Origin of the sequence: Pseudomonas sp. GL-B-19 (assembly GCF_019956415.1) — a bacterium.
Lineage (GTDB): Bacteria > Pseudomonadota > Gammaproteobacteria > Pseudomonadales > Pseudomonadaceae > Aquipseudomonas.
In genome coordinates this window covers 1-16,145 of the sequence record NZ_JAHBDK010000077.1, presented here as the reverse complement: position 1 = coordinate 16,145, position 16,145 = coordinate 1, and the positions used below count along the sequence as shown (strand labels likewise).

The window sequence follows — 16,145 nt, the reverse complement described above, 5'->3', positions numbered from 1 at the left end:
GGGAACAAACTGGTCTGGGTACGGGACTGTCCCTGGATGTAGGCCATAACGAAAAATGCTCCGTATCTTTCGATGCGGAGCATTTTCTTTGATCGCCAGGCAGATTGCTAGGTTTTCACACAGTCTGGAGAGGCGGGTTTTTTAATGCCTGGATTTCTTCCTGACGCAATGTGCTTGTAATGTCCGATATAGCGGACATAATCAGCAGTATAATTGAAAAAGTCCTATATAGGTAACATCGTGCTCATTCTGAATCCCCCAGCGCTTGGCGACAGAATACGACTGCTGCGCCGCGCTAAAGGCTATAGCCAGCAGCAGCTGGCGGATAAAGCCAAGTGCAATCGCAAAACGATTATTGACTTGGAAGCCGGTGAAAACGTGGCGGTTTACACCTTGTTCAGGGTCATCTCGGCGCTGGGGATGGCGCTCGAAATCGTCGATAAACGAATCGACCTCAAATCTCTCTCTGATTTGGTAGAGCACGATGAGTAAAGTCAAACTTCTCGACGTTATGACACCACAAGGGCTGTCGGGCGGGCTTTCCAAAGGTTCGCAGTTCTCATTTGCTTACGCGTCTGCCGAGGCGGCGCGTGAAGTCTCACTGGTCATGCCCTATGACCCGACGCCCTCGGTCAGCAACGTGCTACATCCAATATTCGATATGAATGTGCCAGAAGGGTTTCTGGCGGATCAGATCAAGCGCCGGATGGCCAAGCATATGCAGGTGGATGAAATGCGCCTGTTGTCGGTCATCGGGGGAAATCAGATCGGGCGTCTCAGTTATCAAAATCCTGCTGACGCCCCCGTGTCCGTTCGTGCTCAGGTCGGGCTACAGGAAATTCTGTCGGCGGACGCCTCGCAAGGTGTCTTCGACTTCCTTGTAGACACCTACTTCGAGTCGGGCATTTCGGGGGTGCAGCCCAAGGTGTTGGTGCCCGATCTGGATAAGCTCACCGGCACTCGAAAAACCATGCTCAGCTCCGACCTGATTGTTAAGTCGGGAGCAGACGAGTATGCGCACCTCGCTCAAAACGAGTTTCTCTGCCTGGAAGCTGCTCGTCTCGCAGGGCTCGAAACTCCGCCATTCTGGCTTTCTGAAAACGGTGATCTGTTCGTGATGGAGCGATTCGACCTGAAATCTTCTGGTCGCCTTGGTTTTGAAGACATGGCTGTACTGCTCAGTCTCAACAAGGACCCTCACGACAACTACAAGTATTCACAGAGTTACGAAACGCTGGCGGCGGTAATAGGTCAGGTGTGCCGGTATGGTGATCCGATTCGTGAGCTAGAACGGTTTTTTTCCTCGGTTTGTCTTTCCGTCATGGTTCGCAACGGTGATGCGCATCTGAAGAATTTTGGCGTTATTTACACCCATCCTGATGCGCTGGATACGGTGCGATTGGCACCTGTTTTTGACGTGACAACCACCACGGTCTACGAGAACTACAACCCAAAATCTGGCCGTTCATTGGTTGATCGCACCTTGGCCATCAAGATGAACAAGGTGAAAACCTATCCAGACCGTCAGCAGTTGATCGAATTTGGTCGTAAGCACTGTGCTGTGGATAGGCCGGCGTTAATCATCGAGAGGATTGCCGAGGCGATGACTGGGGCGCTCGCGGCTAATCAACGCCATATAGACGCGGAACTCTTTTCGGGTATGCAGACTGAATGGGATGCGGGGCGGCTGATGGCGCTTAATGATTCGATAACTCCGGGGCTGCGGCGCAAGCGTGTCTTAATGGGCGTAAATAAGCGGGACACCTGATTGGCGCTGGCTGGCGATGTTAGATCAAGCCGATCTCGGTGGAAGCGATGTATCAACGGTATTTGAAAGGTGAGTTTAACGATAAGGTTACGAAGCCTTAAGTAGCTAGTCGCATATAGAACCGCAGAAACGAGGATTTTGGGCTGTATTCAAGCTACGCCTGCACTGATAGGAAGGTGGTAACACTATATGGGTAAAGGGCGACCAATATGATCGCCCCACCTCTGTTTTAACTGCGGAGCCACGTCCGAAAGAGAGTATCTGTATATGTAAGAAATGCGGGGGCGTGCGTTAAGAAACTGCTTGCAGTTTCCTTTGGGTCTTTATTTGAAAAGGCAGCAGTACTGAATGAGTCAAAAGAAGCGAGTACTTTGTTGGCCTCGTCAAGGTATTCTTTTTTTATGGTTGGGATCGATTCGTATTCTTTTATATCGTTAATTTCATTAACGCAGGCTTTAATTTGGCGATCAATATCATTGCTGCGTAGTTCTCTTTCATTAAGATAGCCGATGATGTTGCTACGAGCTTTTACCATATCTTCAAGGTTGATTTGTTCTTTTAGCACGCCGAGCATGCTTTTTGTAACATCTAAGCCATGCCCGATTAACTTCTTTTTGAATTCAGCTGGATAGTTCAGGATGTCCTTTCCTGTTTCGATAACTTGGTTGAATATTGGTGTTAGCTTATCTATAGTGCTCTGCCTTTGAATTGCGTCAATTGATACGTCAAGTTCATACTTTTGCATTAAAATTTCATTGTAGTGGTTTACATTTTTTTCTTTTGTAGCAATCTCTCGTAGGTTATTAAGTGTCTGTCTTAGTTCGTCAGATCTATATTGGTTGCTTGTGTAGCTCATTGTTTCAAGGTTAAATATTTTCTTCTGAAGAGTATTGCGTAACTCAAGAAAATCTTTTTTTCGCTGCTCAACAATGACTTTAAGATCGTTTTTGTATTCTGGCGCCAAATCATAATCATTCAGTACATTTTGGATGTCATCCGATTTCATTAAATCAATGCTGCTGAGTGCCACGTCATTGACGACCTGATCGAGACCTGTCTGATATTGTGCAACGGCTTGGAGGTCACTATTTAATGTTGTGTTCGCAATGTTGATAAGTTTTATGTTTGCATAGTAGCTAATATAGTTTCGGCAGTCTTTTGCCGCCAAAAAGTTCGGTTGTACAAGGTTGACGATGCCCATGTTTGAATTCTCCAGCGGGTGTGGGGAAGAAACCTATTATTGGATTCTAAATGCTTCTTGTAACGTCGTAGAGTTTTGCTCAACGGTACGCCAGTCGCTAAGCATCACCTCCATTTTGTTAACAAATTGGCCTAACAGTTTGTAGCTCGAGAATTGAGTTGACGAGTGGGCAATGAGTTTTTCGGTTGCTGTCCAATGACTTTGAAGTTGAATGACGGCGGTGATGGCCGGCGTGACTACGTCATATAGCGAAACCATGCTGATATGGAGAACTTGAAGAAAACCCTTAAGCTTTTTGTCCTTGCTGAGCAGTTCGATACTTTCTTCTATCTGTTTCTCCAACGCCTTCACTGTAGGGTCATTTGAAATACCTTTAATACCGTGGACCCAATCGTACAACTTGGTGGGTTTATATGTTGTATTATCATCGGGTGTGTTTTTTTTGACTCCGGCAGCAGCTGCTTTATCCTCTTTGAGTTTTATGAGTTGGGTGGTTAAATTTGAAATTTCTGTGTCCAAGGAATCAGGATTTGAGATGTTTATCATTGAACCGACCCAGGGTTTAATTGTTTCGTTGATCGTTCTTTGAAAAGTTCTGAGTTCGTTTAGAACTGTGGCGCTACGGCCTCGCTTCTCTGCAATGGATTTTTTGATATAAGTCACTGTTTTATCTAGTCCGGGAATTTTTTCTTGAGTGTCTTCATCCAGAGATATACTAGGAAATTGATCAAGCTGGTCAGGTGTCAACTCTGAAATTTTGTGGGTCTTATAGCCGTCCATGTCTTTAATAATGTTGACGGCTTCGTCCCCGTATTCGCAAAGGTCTTTTGCAAAGCCCACGAGCAGAGCCGCAACCTCAATCATGTTTGCTTGAGCACCTTCCCATGAATTAGCATGTGTGTTGATTATGGAAAAATTTGCTGTTATGTCTTTTAGCCATTCTGGCTTTGCGTCCTTATACTTGGCTTGCACTCCGGTCTCTGTTGTAGGAAGGACCTTGCCCTCCCTGGCATAGCGTTCAATGACACGTACATCATTTTCGGTTGCCACGGGAATAGGGTAGTTATCGCTGTATGTCATGACAAGTTTCCTTTAGTTGGTTGGCGTTTTGAATGTTTCATAGGTGAATGGGCAAAGGTTTGTATGGGTTTTGTCCTTTGTATATATTCGCGTTATATAAGCACGAAGTTTTATCGGCTTGGCTGGACTCCATCGCATAAATATCTATGCAAAATAGGTCGAATCGCAAAATTAACTCGACCGTTGATGTCGACGAAAAACACCAGTTACGGGTCGTGGTTTTTTATATGCTGCAGTTAAGGTTCATGTTGGTGTTAATAGTGCAGTATTCTATAAAGCAGTGCTGGAGAGATCTATTAGTAAGCTCTCCCTAGCAATTCATTTAATGTTTGTAGGTTTTTATCGGTTTCTTGCCAAACCGCCAGTGCTGACTTCAGAGACTTCACAACACTTTGCAGATCTGAGTATTGCATCACTTGAGTAACCCTGGCATTAATACGGTCCAGTTCTACAGCTGTATTCGTCCATAGAGTCCGGACTTGTCCGACACCTTTATTGGCATCGGTCAATGGCTTGTCAAACAACTTCAGCCAGTCATGCATACTTTCCAACTGTCGGAACAAGACTTGTCCTTTTTTTGTTTGTGTTATTAATGCAGTTACTTGAGCTTTGCTGTCATCGGGCAAGTCGTTAAGTGAGTCGTTGTACTCTTTTACATGATTAGGGTGCAGCTGTGCGGCCACGGCAACTTCAATGTCATCTACAGGCTGACCGGCAGCCTCCTTTATCACCTTTAACACGTGGCCACGTATAACGCTCATATAGGTGTTGAAAAATACTCGTTGGTATTGTTCCATCGGTATGAAATTCAATTTTTCGGCCATCTCTGTAACTGTATCCAAATTTACAAAGCTATCAGTACCTGTTTGAACAATGTTCATTAGTTGTGTTTTAAATGACATGATGCTTGTACCAATGTCTTTACTATCTTTTTCCAGTTTTTCGATGGAGGCTTTTGTGCTGTTGATGTTGAGCTTGATATCTGAAAGCTTGGCAAGATCTTCATTGCATAAAGGGCAATCAGATGAAGGCGGATTTCCCGATGATGCATCGATTTGTTGAAGAGTGCGGGAGTAGTCAATGTAACCTGAGAGGTTTTCGATCGTGTTCACTATTGAAACGACCTGTGTCTTGAATGTTTGGTAGTTTTGTGACGCTGTTGAACAATAACTTTTTAAGTCGGTTTCTATAATCGGCCACTCATTTGCGTGCTTCACAACGATTTTGATAAAGCTGACTATACCGTTGCTGTAAATAGCGGTAGTTTCTTCATAGTTTATAGGGGTTGTCTCATTTCCCCAGAAGTCATTCATTTGATCAAGGTTTGTGCTGAGTCCACTCGACCGCCTGACGTATGTTTTAATTAACGCAATCTCGTCGGGGGTAAGGATGGGGGCGGGAGTGATGAGATTTACTGGTTGATCGGACATTATAAAGTTCCTTCTCTCGGCTACTGATAGGGGAGCTATCCTGGATTTCTTGTGCCTGAATAAATAATTTTGCAATGTTGTTCTGTTAATAACTTGTTACTTAATAATCGATGTCGCTAAAATATTCACTGGTCAAGATATGTCCAACGGAAAGTCCCTTTTTCGGTGTGAATCGATCGCCGCTCATTGATGTAAAATTGGTAGTTTCGCTACCTGATGATATGGTGCGTTCGCCCGAAGTTTCGGTACTGCCAGTAGGATAAGTTGTGCTACGCATGAGGGTATATTTTCCAAAATCGGTTTTTATTTTTGTTAATTTTTCATCCAGTTCCTCGATAGTAAGATTGAGCATTTTTTGCGTAGAAACACCCCATCGGCTTAAACAAGTCTCAGCGTAATGACGGATTATTTCACCTGGTTCCGGGAGTACTTTAGCTCCGTGTGCACCGTTAGCTGATGCATTGCCTACCAACGTCGCATGGCGCCCGGCCATTGGATAAATGTAGGTCTTGGTGTGTGCATAAGTTTTCGGAACGACGCAGTCAAATCCCCTGGATCGTTCGTCCCTGGCATAAAAGGCTACATACTCTTTGACGTTGCTCCCGATTTCTACTTTTTTATCTTTTGAATATAGGAGTCCCGGAACGGGGTCGATGGCAAATATGTTTACAGGTATATCCCGTAGTTCACTATCGTTAAGCATGTAATTGGCTAGCATGTGACAACTGATTCCGCCACGACTCCAGCCAACAATATTGACTTGGGTAGGAATGACTCCGTCTCTGCGGAATGTTTTAATAATTTGTTCTTGCAGTTGTTGCTGTGTGAGGTGGCGATTGCCGTAGTCGTACTTTCGCCAAAACCAGCCACCTTCGCTTGTGACTTCGTTTATTGGGACGCCGGCATTTTGAAGTTGTTGGTAATTTTCCTGGGTTAATGTTTCTCGCTGCCAGTCGAATTTCCCCTTCATAATATGGGTAGCATGTTTTACATTTTCCTCCCAGCCCGCACCAAATAATGTCCCATTCCAATTATAATGACCGCCCGGTTTTGTAAATAGATCGTCATCTTGCAGGTTTCCACTTCCCGGGCCGTTAATGACGATCCACTCGGCAAACTCCTTACCCAAGTTGTTTTGAGCAAGCGTAGAGATAAGCTCGCCGTTCCAGTAGCTTGCATTGGTGTCATCAAATTTGGTGGAGCCAGTGCCGCAGAAGTAGACGGTTAAAACTGTCATATTTTTTACTCAAAGAGTTTTATTAGTGTTGAACGGTAGTTAATCAGGGGGTGAGCTAAGGCGAAACTGTTAGAAATACCAGTTTTTTATGCTGTTTGGTTATGGCTGGTTTCTGTTTATAGCGTTTTGCAATAGAATGGGCTCAGTAGCTGCGCTAAAAGAGGAAAGCTATTGTTAGCAAGAAAAAAGGGGGGGCTGAATAGCACTTATTTAGCAGCTAAATAGCTGATATGGCTGGAAAGTTAAAAATTATTCGAAAGGGGGAGATTTATTTAATCGTCCCCCTTTTGTTTGATAGCCGAATACTCAGCTATTTGCTGGCTTATCAAACCCACGCTGTTCAATTACCCCAAACACATCGGCAACATCCTGGACCATGATCCGGGCGATGTTGGTGACGGTGTTGATGTCGTTATCGGCGTAGTCGGGGAGGCTGGTGCAGGCCATCAGGTTCAGGTATTTGAGGACGGCGTTGAGGCGTTCGCTGAGGCAGTTGTGAAGTTCGCGTAGCGGGGCGTCGCTGTCGATGAGCAGGACGGGGTGGTCGGTGGCGAATTGGGACATGGGGATGAAGCGGCGCGGCGGGCTGTTCATTGTCATAAGTAAATCTTCCTCGTATCTGAATGAAGAGCTACTGCCGTTCGCTGCGAAACGAATGGGGTGGTAGCTATGTGCGGGTTCGCAGACCAGGGATACGGGAACCCGGCAGACCCGAAGGTCTCCCACACACAGCCACCATAAAAAGGAGGGCGAGTGCTAACGCGCCCACTTTTTTCGAGGCGCTAGGGTACTACACGTATCGTTAGGGCTGCGAAACCCTGTCGCCAACGATGTCGGCGACAGGCCAACTCTAGGCAGCGATTTGGGTAGCCGCAACCGGGCTGTAGGACGCCTGTCTGGCCTCTTGGGTAGGCAGCTTGGTCTTGGTTTTCTGTGTAGCCGCAATAAAACCGGGCGATATGGCGTGTCTGAAGAAATTGGCGGCAGGGTTTGGGGCTGCTTCGCCGCCCAGCGGGAGCAAGCTCCCTCGCCACAGTCGGAGGCGTCCTACGTGTTTTTCGGACGCTGTAGCAGCTGTCGAGCCTGCGAGGCTGCGTTCGGCTGCGCAGCAGTCGTCAATCAGGCTACATATTCATTCAGGCGGGCCGGGTTTACCGGGATTGCGAGGACTTCGTCCTCGGACGCAGCCTCGCGCTGCTCGACAGCTGCTACAGGGGATGAGGTGTTTTGAGGGGACGCGGAGCGTCCCGGGGGTGGGTGATTACTTGTCGTGATCAATATCCAGCTTGCTGAATGTCACCATCCCCCCCTCGCTGGTGTACCCGGTGTTGTCCTGCACATAAACCCCGGCCTTGAAGTACAGCGGTTTATCACGCCAGGTCGCGCTAATCTCGGTATCCCACTGACACCCTGCCGCGCTGATGCCCAATGCGCCGCCGGGGCTGAGGTGGATGAGGTAGGAAAACTCCTGGTCCAGCTTCACGCCCGTCGCAATGGTGATCACCCGGCCTTCATCATCATCCGGATGCATGCGCACTTTGGCGACGATGTTACCGGTGGAGGTCGTGGTCTTGTACTGATATTCAACCTTCACCAAGGGCTTCTGGCTTTCATAGGCATGGATCTGGCCGATGACGATCTTGCCCGAGCTGGGCACCTGATTCACCGCCAGGGTCGCGCGAAGGAAATTGTCGGCGTCCGGGTGGTACCAGTTTTTCAGGGTGCCATTGGTGTAGGTTTCGCGAAGTTCGGTACGAGGGTAGATGGCATTTGCGGTGCGCGAACCCGTTACCGGTGTCCAGAAGAACAAAGTGCCGGTGTCGGAATGGAAGTATTGGTCCTTGAAGCCATCCACCAGTTTGGAGGTTTCAACGGTGTACGGCGGATTGCCAACAGGAACGCTGAGGTTCCAGGTTGCGAGATCGATCATAGACAAAGCTTCCACAAATTTTACTGCACGCACGTGCCAGAAGCTCTAGTACGCGTCTTGGAGGGCGGTCTTTATAAGCGTAGAAGGCCACTTTGTTAATGCCTGAATGGCAAATGTTTGACGTCAACATCCTGTCTAAATGCCATCTCGCCCGGTTTCCGGGGCTTGCAGGACCGACCGTTAGTCGGCAAATTAACGCGTTGGTTAAATGATGGCGCTTTGATAGCTTCTGCTTTTGCAGATCGCGGTCTAGAGTGAGGACACAGTATTTGTCCGGTTTTCACGAGAAACCGACCTGACGCCCTCGAACAAGAGAAGCAGCATGGAATGCGCGCAACCCACGCCAACCGAAGGCAGCTCGATCCTTTTAATCGTCGATGACTACCCTGAAAACCTGATTAGCATGCGCGCGTTGCTCCAGCGCCAGGACTGGCAGGTCATGACCGCCGCCTCCGGCTTTGAAGCGCTCGGCCTATTGCTCAAACACGATGTCGACCTGGTATTGCTCGATGTGCAAATGCCGGGCATGGACGGTTTTGAAGTCGCACGCCTGATGCGCGGTAGCCAGCGAACGCGCCTCACGCCGATCATTTTCCTGACGGCCAACGAACAGTCCCAGGACGCTGTGATCAAGGGTTACGCCAGCGGCGCGGTGGATTACCTGTTCAAGCCGTTCGACCCGCAAATTCTCAAGCCCAAAGTGCAAGCCCTGCTGGAGCATCAGCGTAATCGCCGTGAGTTGCAGCGCCTGAGCCACGACCTGGAGGTCGCTCGCGCGTTTAATGCCTCGGTGTTGGAGAACGCGGCTGAAGGCATTCTGGTGGTGAGTGAGGACGGGGTGATCCGTTTTGCCAACCCGGCCGTGTCGCGGCTGCTCAATGCCACGGTGCAGGAGCTGCAAGGCAAAGAGTTTCTGGATTTCCTGCAAAAACCGCATATCCCGGTCTGGGCGGATTCCGAGATTTATAGCGGTTACAAGCGCGGCGAAACCTTGCGCCTGCATGACGCGCTGCTGCGAACCGCCCCCGGCCAGCAGGTGCCGGTGGCGCTGTCGTGCGCGCCATTGCCCGCTGAACAGCACGCCATGGTGGTGACGGTGCTGGACATGTCGGTGGTGCGTCACCTGCACCAGCAACTGGAGTTCCAGGCTGTTACCGACCCGTTGACTGGCCTGCTCAATCGCAGGGGGTTCTACCAGACCGTTGAAAATCTGCTGCTGCGCGGCGAACGCTCGGACGGTGCCTGGGTGCTGCTGTACCTGGACCTCGACGGCTTCAAACGGGTCAATGATTCCCTCGGCCACGATGCCGGGGACCGCGTGCTGCGTTGGGTGTCCGAACAGTTGAAGGCCTGTTTGCGTCCCTTCGACATTCTGGCGCGCATGGGCGGCGATGAGTTTACGGCGCTGCTGGACCTGGAGTTTCCCGAGCAGGCGGCAAAGATTGCGGAAAAGCTCATCGAGCGGGTATCGATTTGTCAGCAGATTGATGGCCTGGAAATCACCTTGGGCGCCAGCATCGGGATTGCGACGTTTCCGGATTGCGGGGCCAACCTCGACGGTTTGTTGCGGGCCTCGGACATTGCCATGTACGAAGCCAAGCGTGCGGGCCGTCAGCAGTATCGTTTCTACGATCACGAGATGAACGGCCGGGCGCGTTCGCGGCTGATGCTCGAAGAAAGTGTACGCACGGCCATCGAAAACCGTGATTTCAATTTGGTGTATCAACCTCAAGTGTCCATCGCCAATGGGCAGATCCGCGGGTTCGAGGCATTGCTGCGTTGGCAGCACCCGAGCGTCGGCGATGTCCCGCCGGGGCTGTTTTTGCCATTGCTGGAAGAGGCGCGGCTGATCAGTCGGCTGGGCAGCTGGATTTACCATCGAGCGATTGGGCAGCGAAAGGCCTGGGAAACCTTGTTTGCCGAGGATCTGGTGCTCGGTGTCAGTTTGAGCAGCACTCAGTTCGGCATGCCCAACCTGGTCACCGAATTGCGCCAGGTGCTGGGGCGCCATGGCCTGGAGCCGCGTCATCTGGAAGTCGAGGTGACGGAAGAAGCGCTGATGCAAAACCCCGAAGAAACCCGAAAGACCCTGCGTTTGCTGCGCAATCTCGGGGTGCGGGTGGCCTTGGATGACTTCGGTTCCGGGCCTTGCTCCCTGTCACATCTGCGCGACCTGGAACTGGACACACTCAAATTCGACCGGCACTTGATCGCCCGCCTGCCCGATTCCTCGCGGGATGCAGCGCTGGTGCGCAATGTAATTGACCTGTGCAAGGAATATGGAATGCGGGTGATCGCCGAAGGGGTGGAAACCATTGCTCAGTATCAATGGCTGCAAGCGAATGGCTGTGAGTACATGCAAGGTTTTCTGGTGGCGCGGCCGATGATGGCCGAGGACGTCGGCGACTTTGTGCAACTGTTCGACTGGAGCGCACTGAACAGTTGAATTCGCTACACTGGCGACCTTTTCGTGATTCGTGTTGCCGCCCCAATGACCGCGTTGAAATACCTCCAGGCCTATCCCGCTGCGTTGCAGGACCAGGTTCGCCAGCTGATCGCCGAAGATCGGCTGGGCGACTACCTGAGCAAGCGCTACCCGGAAAAGCACGGCGTACAGAGCGACAAGGCGCTGTACACCTATGCGCTGGACCTCAAGCAGGAATACCTGCGTAATGCCCCGGCCATCGACAAAGTGCTGTTCGATAACCGTCTGGACCTCACTCATCGCGCGCTAGGCTTGCACACAACCATCTCGCGGGTGCAGGGCGGCAAGCTCAAGGCCAAGAAAGAAATTCGTGTGGCCTCGCTGTTCAAGGAAGCGCCTTCGGAGTTTCTGAAAATGATCGTGGTGCATGAACTGGCACACTTCAAAGAGTCCGATCACAACAAGGCGTTCTACAAACTCTGCGAACACATGCTGCCGGGCTATCACCAGGTGGAGTTTGACCTGCGGGTGTACCTGACTTGGCGGGACATGCAATAACAGATCAATAGCCGGGAGTCTTTGAATGGAAGTCAGCAAGACCAAGAGCAGTTTCTATCGCCGGTTGTACGTGGCGTACCTGATCGACAGTGGGCTGGCCAGCAGTGTCCCGGCCTTGACCGACGTGACCGGCATGCCCCGGCGCACGGCGCAGGACACGATTGCGGCGTTGGCGGATCTGGACATTGTTTGCGAGTTCGAGCAGGAAGAGGGCGCGCGCAATCATGCGGGGCGCTATCGGATTCGTGAGTGGGGGGCGATTGATCGGGGGTGGATCGAGCGTAATTTGCTGCAGATAAAAGAAGTGTTGGAGTATCCCTAGATTCTGCGGTGGTGTAGCTGACGCCATCGCGGGCAAGTCGAATCGTCGCACCGCCGGCTCCTACAGGATTTAGGTGATCCCTGTGGGAGCCGGGCTTGCCCGCGATGGGGCCCTTAAAGGCGACGCATCCCGACGTGTGGAATACCATCCTCGACGTATTCCTCACCCGCCACGACAAACCCGTACCGCCCGTAATACCCCTGTAAGTGCACCTGGGCCGACAGATAAACCGGCATGTCCGGCCAGTGCTTCTCCGCCTGCTTCAACGCCTGCGCCATCAGCTCGTGCCCCAGGCCGGTGCCACGTGCCGCCGGGGCAACAATCACCCGACCAATCACCACATCGCCACCCTGCGTCTGTGGATCGAGCAATCGCAGGTAACCCACCAGCCGATTCTCGTCCCACGCCATCAAATGGCGGGTATCACCTTCCAGATCCTGGCCATCGATGTCTTGATACACGCATTTCTGTTCGACGACGAACACCTCTGCGCGCAGTTGCAGAATGGCGTACAGCTGTTCTTTACCCAGGTCGCTGTGGTGTTTGCAGATCCAGTCAATTGTCATTTTCACGTTCCTTGAACATCGTCGCTCCGATACTAAGCGTCCTGAGGACAGTTGTCTTTAAGGCAGGAAAATCTGTGACAAAGGCCAAAGTGCCATCATTCATTTCGCGCGGCATTGTCATCTTTGTGTAATCTGCGGTGAAGCGCTGTGCATTGGCTTCAAAGAGCTATGTTGAGACCTGGCTGCCGGTACATGGGTCTTGGAGTTTGGGCTGAAAAAAAACACGCCGGGTAACCCGCCCGCTAAGGATTTTCTAGCATGCCGCGATTGCATCAAGCTTCTGCTTTGATCGTATTGCTGTTGCTGACACAGGGCGCGGCAGCGGAAAAGCTGCGTCTGGTCGCCGATGCCTGGCCACCCTTTACCGACGCCACGCTGGTCAACGGCGGATTGGCGACGGACATCGTCAGTACCGCGCTGGCCCGGGCCGGTTTTGCCAGTGATTTCGAACAGGTGCCGTGGGCGCGAGCCTTGATGGGAGTGGGCGAGGGGCGCTATGACGTGTTGGTCAACGCCTGGTACACCGCTGATCGCACTCAGCTTGGCCAGTTCTCCGGTGAGTATCTGCTTAACCGCGTGCGCTTTCTGAAACGCAAAGACGCTCCCATCGAATACAACAACTTGCAGCAACTGCACACGTATCCGATTGCGATCGTGCGGGGGTATGCCTATTCGCCGGAGTTCGATGACGACGTGTCACTGCAGAAAGTCCCGGTGCATAGCTTTGCCATGGCGGTACGCATGGTGGCGGCGGATCGGGTCAAGTTAACGCTGGAGGATGAATACGTCGCCCGTTATTACTTGGCGCGCGAGTCATCCAAAGTGCGCAATGCCGTGGAGTTTTTGCCCAATCCGTTGAGCGAGAACAGCCTGCACATATTGGTCAGTCTGAAGAACCCACAACATGAACAGATCGTCGCCGGTTTTGACCGCGAGATTGCCGAGATGAAGGCTGATGGCAGTTATGCGCGGTTGATGAAGCAGCATGGGATGTGAGGTGTGGCTGATGGCCCCTTCGCGAGCAGGCTCGCTCCCACACTGACCTGTGACACAACGAAGATCCCCTGTGGGAGCGAGACCGGCTTGCCGGCGAAGAGGCAGGCCCAGGCAATACATATCTCAGGCTTCGCTAGTGTCTTTAATCAAATGCGCCGCCAACGTCCGCAACGGCCCCAGTTGCCGACAAATCAACGCCAACTGCGTCTGCACCAGCCGCTGCCCTTCATCGATTTCATCCGGCATCTGTTCAAGCGAATTGGCCAGCGCCTCTTCCTCATCACTCTGAATCGCAATCGGCTGTTTGCTCGCCAGACCTTGGGCGATTTCGTCGATGCTGGCCGCGAGGCTCACGCCGGCACCCTCAATCAAATGCTCATGCACATCCGGTGGTAGCGGGGTTTCGCGGTGCGCGCCCAACCCGGACAAATAGCTGAGCAACGTGTGCGACAGCACCAGAAAACGAAAGCCGACATCCGCTTCCTTCCGGAAATGCCCTGGCTCCATGAGCATGTTGGCCAGCGTCGTCGACAGCGCCGCGTCGGCGTTGTGTGCGTTGCGTCGAGCCAGGCGATAAGCCAGGTCGTCACTTTTGCCGGCGGCGTATTGCTGCATGATCTGACGCAGGTAAATGCTGTTGCAGGTCAGGGTGTTGGCCAGCACTTTGTTCAGGCGTCGGCCCTGCCAGTCCGGCAGAAACAGGAACACCGCGAGCCCGGCAATCAGGCTGCCGAGCAAGGTATCGAGCAGTCGCGGCAGGAACAGCCCATAACCGTCCCCGACCTGGTTGAAGCAGAACAGCACCATCAAGGTGATCGCGGCCGTGGCCAAGGTGTAGCGAGTGGTTCTGTTGATAAAGAACACCACGCCGGCGGCAATCGCAAAGCATGACTGGATCAAGGGATTCGGGAACAGATCGAACAGCGCCCACGCCATTGTCAGGCCGATTGCGGTGCCGATGATCCGTTGACCGAGTTTGCGTCGGGTGGCGCCGTAGTTCGGCTGGCAAACGAACAACGTGGTGAGGATGATCCAGTAACCCTGAGAAGGGTGAATCAAATGCACCATGCCGTAGCCGATGCTCAACGCGAGGGGCAAACGCAGTGCATGGCGGAACAGCAGCGACGTCGGTGTCAGTTGCGTGCGCAACCGCGCCCACACATCTTTGAGACTGCGCGGCGAACGGTCGAGCAGGCTGCTGTCGGTGGCATCGGCCAAGGCTTCCGGGTTGCTCGCATCGCTGAGCAAATGGTCGAGTGTGGCGAGGTTGGCCGCCAGCGCCCGCAGTGAACGCAACAGCCCGCGCCAGGCCGGGTTGCTCTGAATGCGCAAGTGTTCGATGGAGGCATGCAGGTCGCTCAGGGCTTCGGCGAAACTCGCGTCATAGACGAATGGCTGACGCATCTGGATCGATTCGGCGAGGGCACGGCACGCTTTGCCTTGTTGACGCAGCAGGCGCTGACAGCGGAACAATACGTCGCTGTGGAAAAACGCCTCGGCGAGTGCGTTGTAGGGGTAATGCGAAGAACTGGCGCGCTCGTGGATGTCCTGAGCGAGGAAGTACAGTTTCAGGTAGCGACTGACTTTCGATCCCGGCCGACCGTTGCCGACCCGGTGCAGAATGATTTCCTTGGCGGCGTTCAAGGCCGCCACCACACGACCGTTCTGCTGGGCCAGTTCCAGTCGGCGCGCTTCCACGTCCATCTGCCGGATCGGCTCGAACAGCGACGATTTCAGCTTCAGGTAGTAACCCAACTCGCGAAACAATCGCGCCAGGCTCTGCTGCACGGGCTGGTTGGAAAACATCGCCTGCCACAGCACCGACAGCAAACCGTACCAGGCCGCGCCGGCCACCAGCAGCACCGGTTCATGCCAGAAATCGGTGACGGCGCCGCCGCGCTGGTCGACGCCGATCATCGTGTAGACCGACAGAATCAGTGTCGCCGAGGCAATGGCGCCATAGCGCTCGCCGAGGGCGCCGAGCATGGTCAGGCAAAAACTGGCCAGGGCCAGGGCGATGATGAAGATATAGGGATAGGGGAAGAGCAGTTCGACGGAGAAGGCGGCGACGCTGAAACACACCAGCGTCACGGCGAGCGCGTTGAGGCGGCCCTGCCAACTGTCGTCGGTTTCGGCCAGGGCGCTGGCGATGATCCCCAGGAACAACGGGATCAGTAGCCCCATTTCATCCTGATACCAACAGACCGCCATGCTGCCGGTCAGGGCAATGAACACCCGCACGCTGTAGCTGAATTTATCCAGCGCCCAGAGGCGACGCAGAGACTGACTGAGAGGAGTCGATGACATGAAGTGCGAAGGCCTTCCGAGGCAATGACGCTAAATTGAGCCAGTAATGACGCCGACGCAATGGCGCCGATCACATCTGACAGCAAAATCTGTTCCTTGATACCACACGCGGTCAATGTAGGAGCGAGCCTGCTCGCGATAGCGGACTGACATTCAACGATGATGTTGAATGTGCCGGCCCTATCGCGAGCAGGCTCGCTCCTATGTATGGACTCGCCCCCACTGTCTACCTGCTTTTCAAACACTGCTACCCGGTTGCATCTATGTATAAGGCCTATTCGAGGAAGCCATCTTTGGCTTCTGGCCAACATTGGTTGAGCTCACG

General features: G+C 52.4%; 14 protein-coding genes. 6 read left to right on the top strand and 8 right to left on the bottom strand.

Going from position 1 to position 16,145, the window contains the following annotated elements; all coding sequences use genetic code 11:
- Nucleotides 1–213: 213 nt before the first annotated feature.
- Together KGB06_RS26210 and KGB06_RS26205 are read left to right on the top strand one after the other, a co-directional pair.
- Nucleotides 214–492, top strand: coding sequence for a helix-turn-helix transcriptional regulator (locus KGB06_RS26210; RefSeq protein ID WP_223520995.1), 279 nt, complete (start codon nucleotides 214–216; stop codon nucleotides 490–492).
- On the top strand, nucleotides 485–1,768 hold the full coding sequence (locus tag KGB06_RS26205) for a type II toxin-antitoxin system HipA family toxin (RefSeq protein WP_223520993.1): 1,284 nt from the start codon (nucleotides 485–487) through the stop codon (nucleotides 1,766–1,768). The genes KGB06_RS26210 and KGB06_RS26205 overlap by 8 nt, the downstream gene beginning before the upstream one ends.
- Before the next feature lie 229 nt (nucleotides 1,769–1,997).
- Here the strand turns inward: KGB06_RS26205 and KGB06_RS26200 are convergent, their stop codons facing one another.
- The 6 genes from KGB06_RS26200 to KGB06_RS26175 form a co-directional block, all read right to left on the bottom strand.
- Nucleotides 1,998–2,969, bottom strand: coding sequence for a hypothetical protein (locus KGB06_RS26200; protein ID WP_223520991.1), 972 nt, complete (start codon nucleotides 2,967–2,969; stop codon nucleotides 1,998–2,000).
- A 36-nt stretch (nucleotides 2,970–3,005) separates the two neighbouring features.
- A complete protein-coding gene (locus tag KGB06_RS26195) occupies nucleotides 3,006–4,049 on the bottom strand; it encodes a hypothetical protein (protein ID WP_223520990.1) in 1,044 nt (347 codons plus the stop codon).
- A gap of 296 nt (nucleotides 4,050–4,345) precedes the next feature.
- Entirely contained in the window at nucleotides 4,346–5,479 is a 1,134-nt protein-coding gene (locus KGB06_RS26190; RefSeq protein WP_223520988.1) for a hypothetical protein, read from the bottom strand.
- 100 nt (nucleotides 5,480–5,579) lie between these two features.
- Nucleotides 5,580–6,716, bottom strand: coding sequence for a hypothetical protein (locus KGB06_RS26185; protein WP_223520986.1), 1,137 nt, complete (start codon nucleotides 6,714–6,716; stop codon nucleotides 5,580–5,582).
- Between the two features lie 306 nt (nucleotides 6,717–7,022).
- Nucleotides 7,023–7,316, bottom strand: a complete 294-nt coding sequence (locus KGB06_RS26180) for a fructose-bisphosphate aldolase (protein ID WP_223520984.1) — start codon at nucleotides 7,314–7,316, stop codon at nucleotides 7,023–7,025.
- A gap of 661 nt (nucleotides 7,317–7,977) precedes the next feature.
- Nucleotides 7,978–8,646, bottom strand: coding sequence for a polysaccharide lyase family 7 protein (locus KGB06_RS26175; RefSeq protein WP_223520982.1), 669 nt, complete (start codon nucleotides 8,644–8,646; stop codon nucleotides 7,978–7,980).
- A 322-nt stretch (nucleotides 8,647–8,968) separates the two neighbouring features.
- On the opposite strand from KGB06_RS26175, the gene KGB06_RS26170 reads away from it, so the two are divergent.
- The 3 genes from KGB06_RS26170 to KGB06_RS26160 are packed head-to-tail and all read left to right on the top strand — an operon-like array spanning nucleotide 8,969 to nucleotide 11,951.
- Nucleotides 8,969–11,092, top strand: coding sequence for a putative bifunctional diguanylate cyclase/phosphodiesterase (locus KGB06_RS26170; RefSeq protein ID WP_223520980.1), 2,124 nt, complete (start codon nucleotides 8,969–8,971; stop codon nucleotides 11,090–11,092).
- Between the two features lie 45 nt (nucleotides 11,093–11,137).
- On the top strand, nucleotides 11,138–11,629 hold the full coding sequence (locus KGB06_RS26165) for a M48 family metallopeptidase (protein ID WP_223520996.1): 492 nt from the start codon (nucleotides 11,138–11,140) through the stop codon (nucleotides 11,627–11,629).
- A gap of 25 nt (nucleotides 11,630–11,654) precedes the next feature.
- Nucleotides 11,655–11,951, top strand: coding sequence for a helix-turn-helix domain-containing protein (locus KGB06_RS26160; protein ID WP_223520978.1), 297 nt, complete (start codon nucleotides 11,655–11,657; stop codon nucleotides 11,949–11,951).
- Between the two features lie 113 nt (nucleotides 11,952–12,064).
- On the opposite strand, the gene KGB06_RS26155 is transcribed toward KGB06_RS26160, so the two are convergent.
- Nucleotides 12,065–12,517, bottom strand: coding sequence for a GNAT family N-acetyltransferase (locus KGB06_RS26155; protein WP_223520976.1), 453 nt, complete (start codon nucleotides 12,515–12,517; stop codon nucleotides 12,065–12,067).
- 258 nt (nucleotides 12,518–12,775) lie between these two features.
- Between KGB06_RS26155 and KGB06_RS26150 the strand changes: the two genes are divergently transcribed.
- Entirely contained in the window at nucleotides 12,776–13,513 is a 738-nt protein-coding gene (locus tag KGB06_RS26150) for a substrate-binding periplasmic protein (RefSeq protein WP_223520974.1), read from the top strand.
- A gap of 123 nt (nucleotides 13,514–13,636) precedes the next feature.
- Here KGB06_RS26150 and yccS read toward each other — a convergent pair whose 3' ends face one another.
- Nucleotides 13,637–15,820, bottom strand: coding sequence for a YccS family putative transporter (yccS, locus tag KGB06_RS26145; protein ID WP_223520972.1), 2,184 nt, complete (start codon nucleotides 15,818–15,820; stop codon nucleotides 13,637–13,639).
- Between the last annotated feature and the right edge of the window lie 325 nt (nucleotides 15,821–16,145).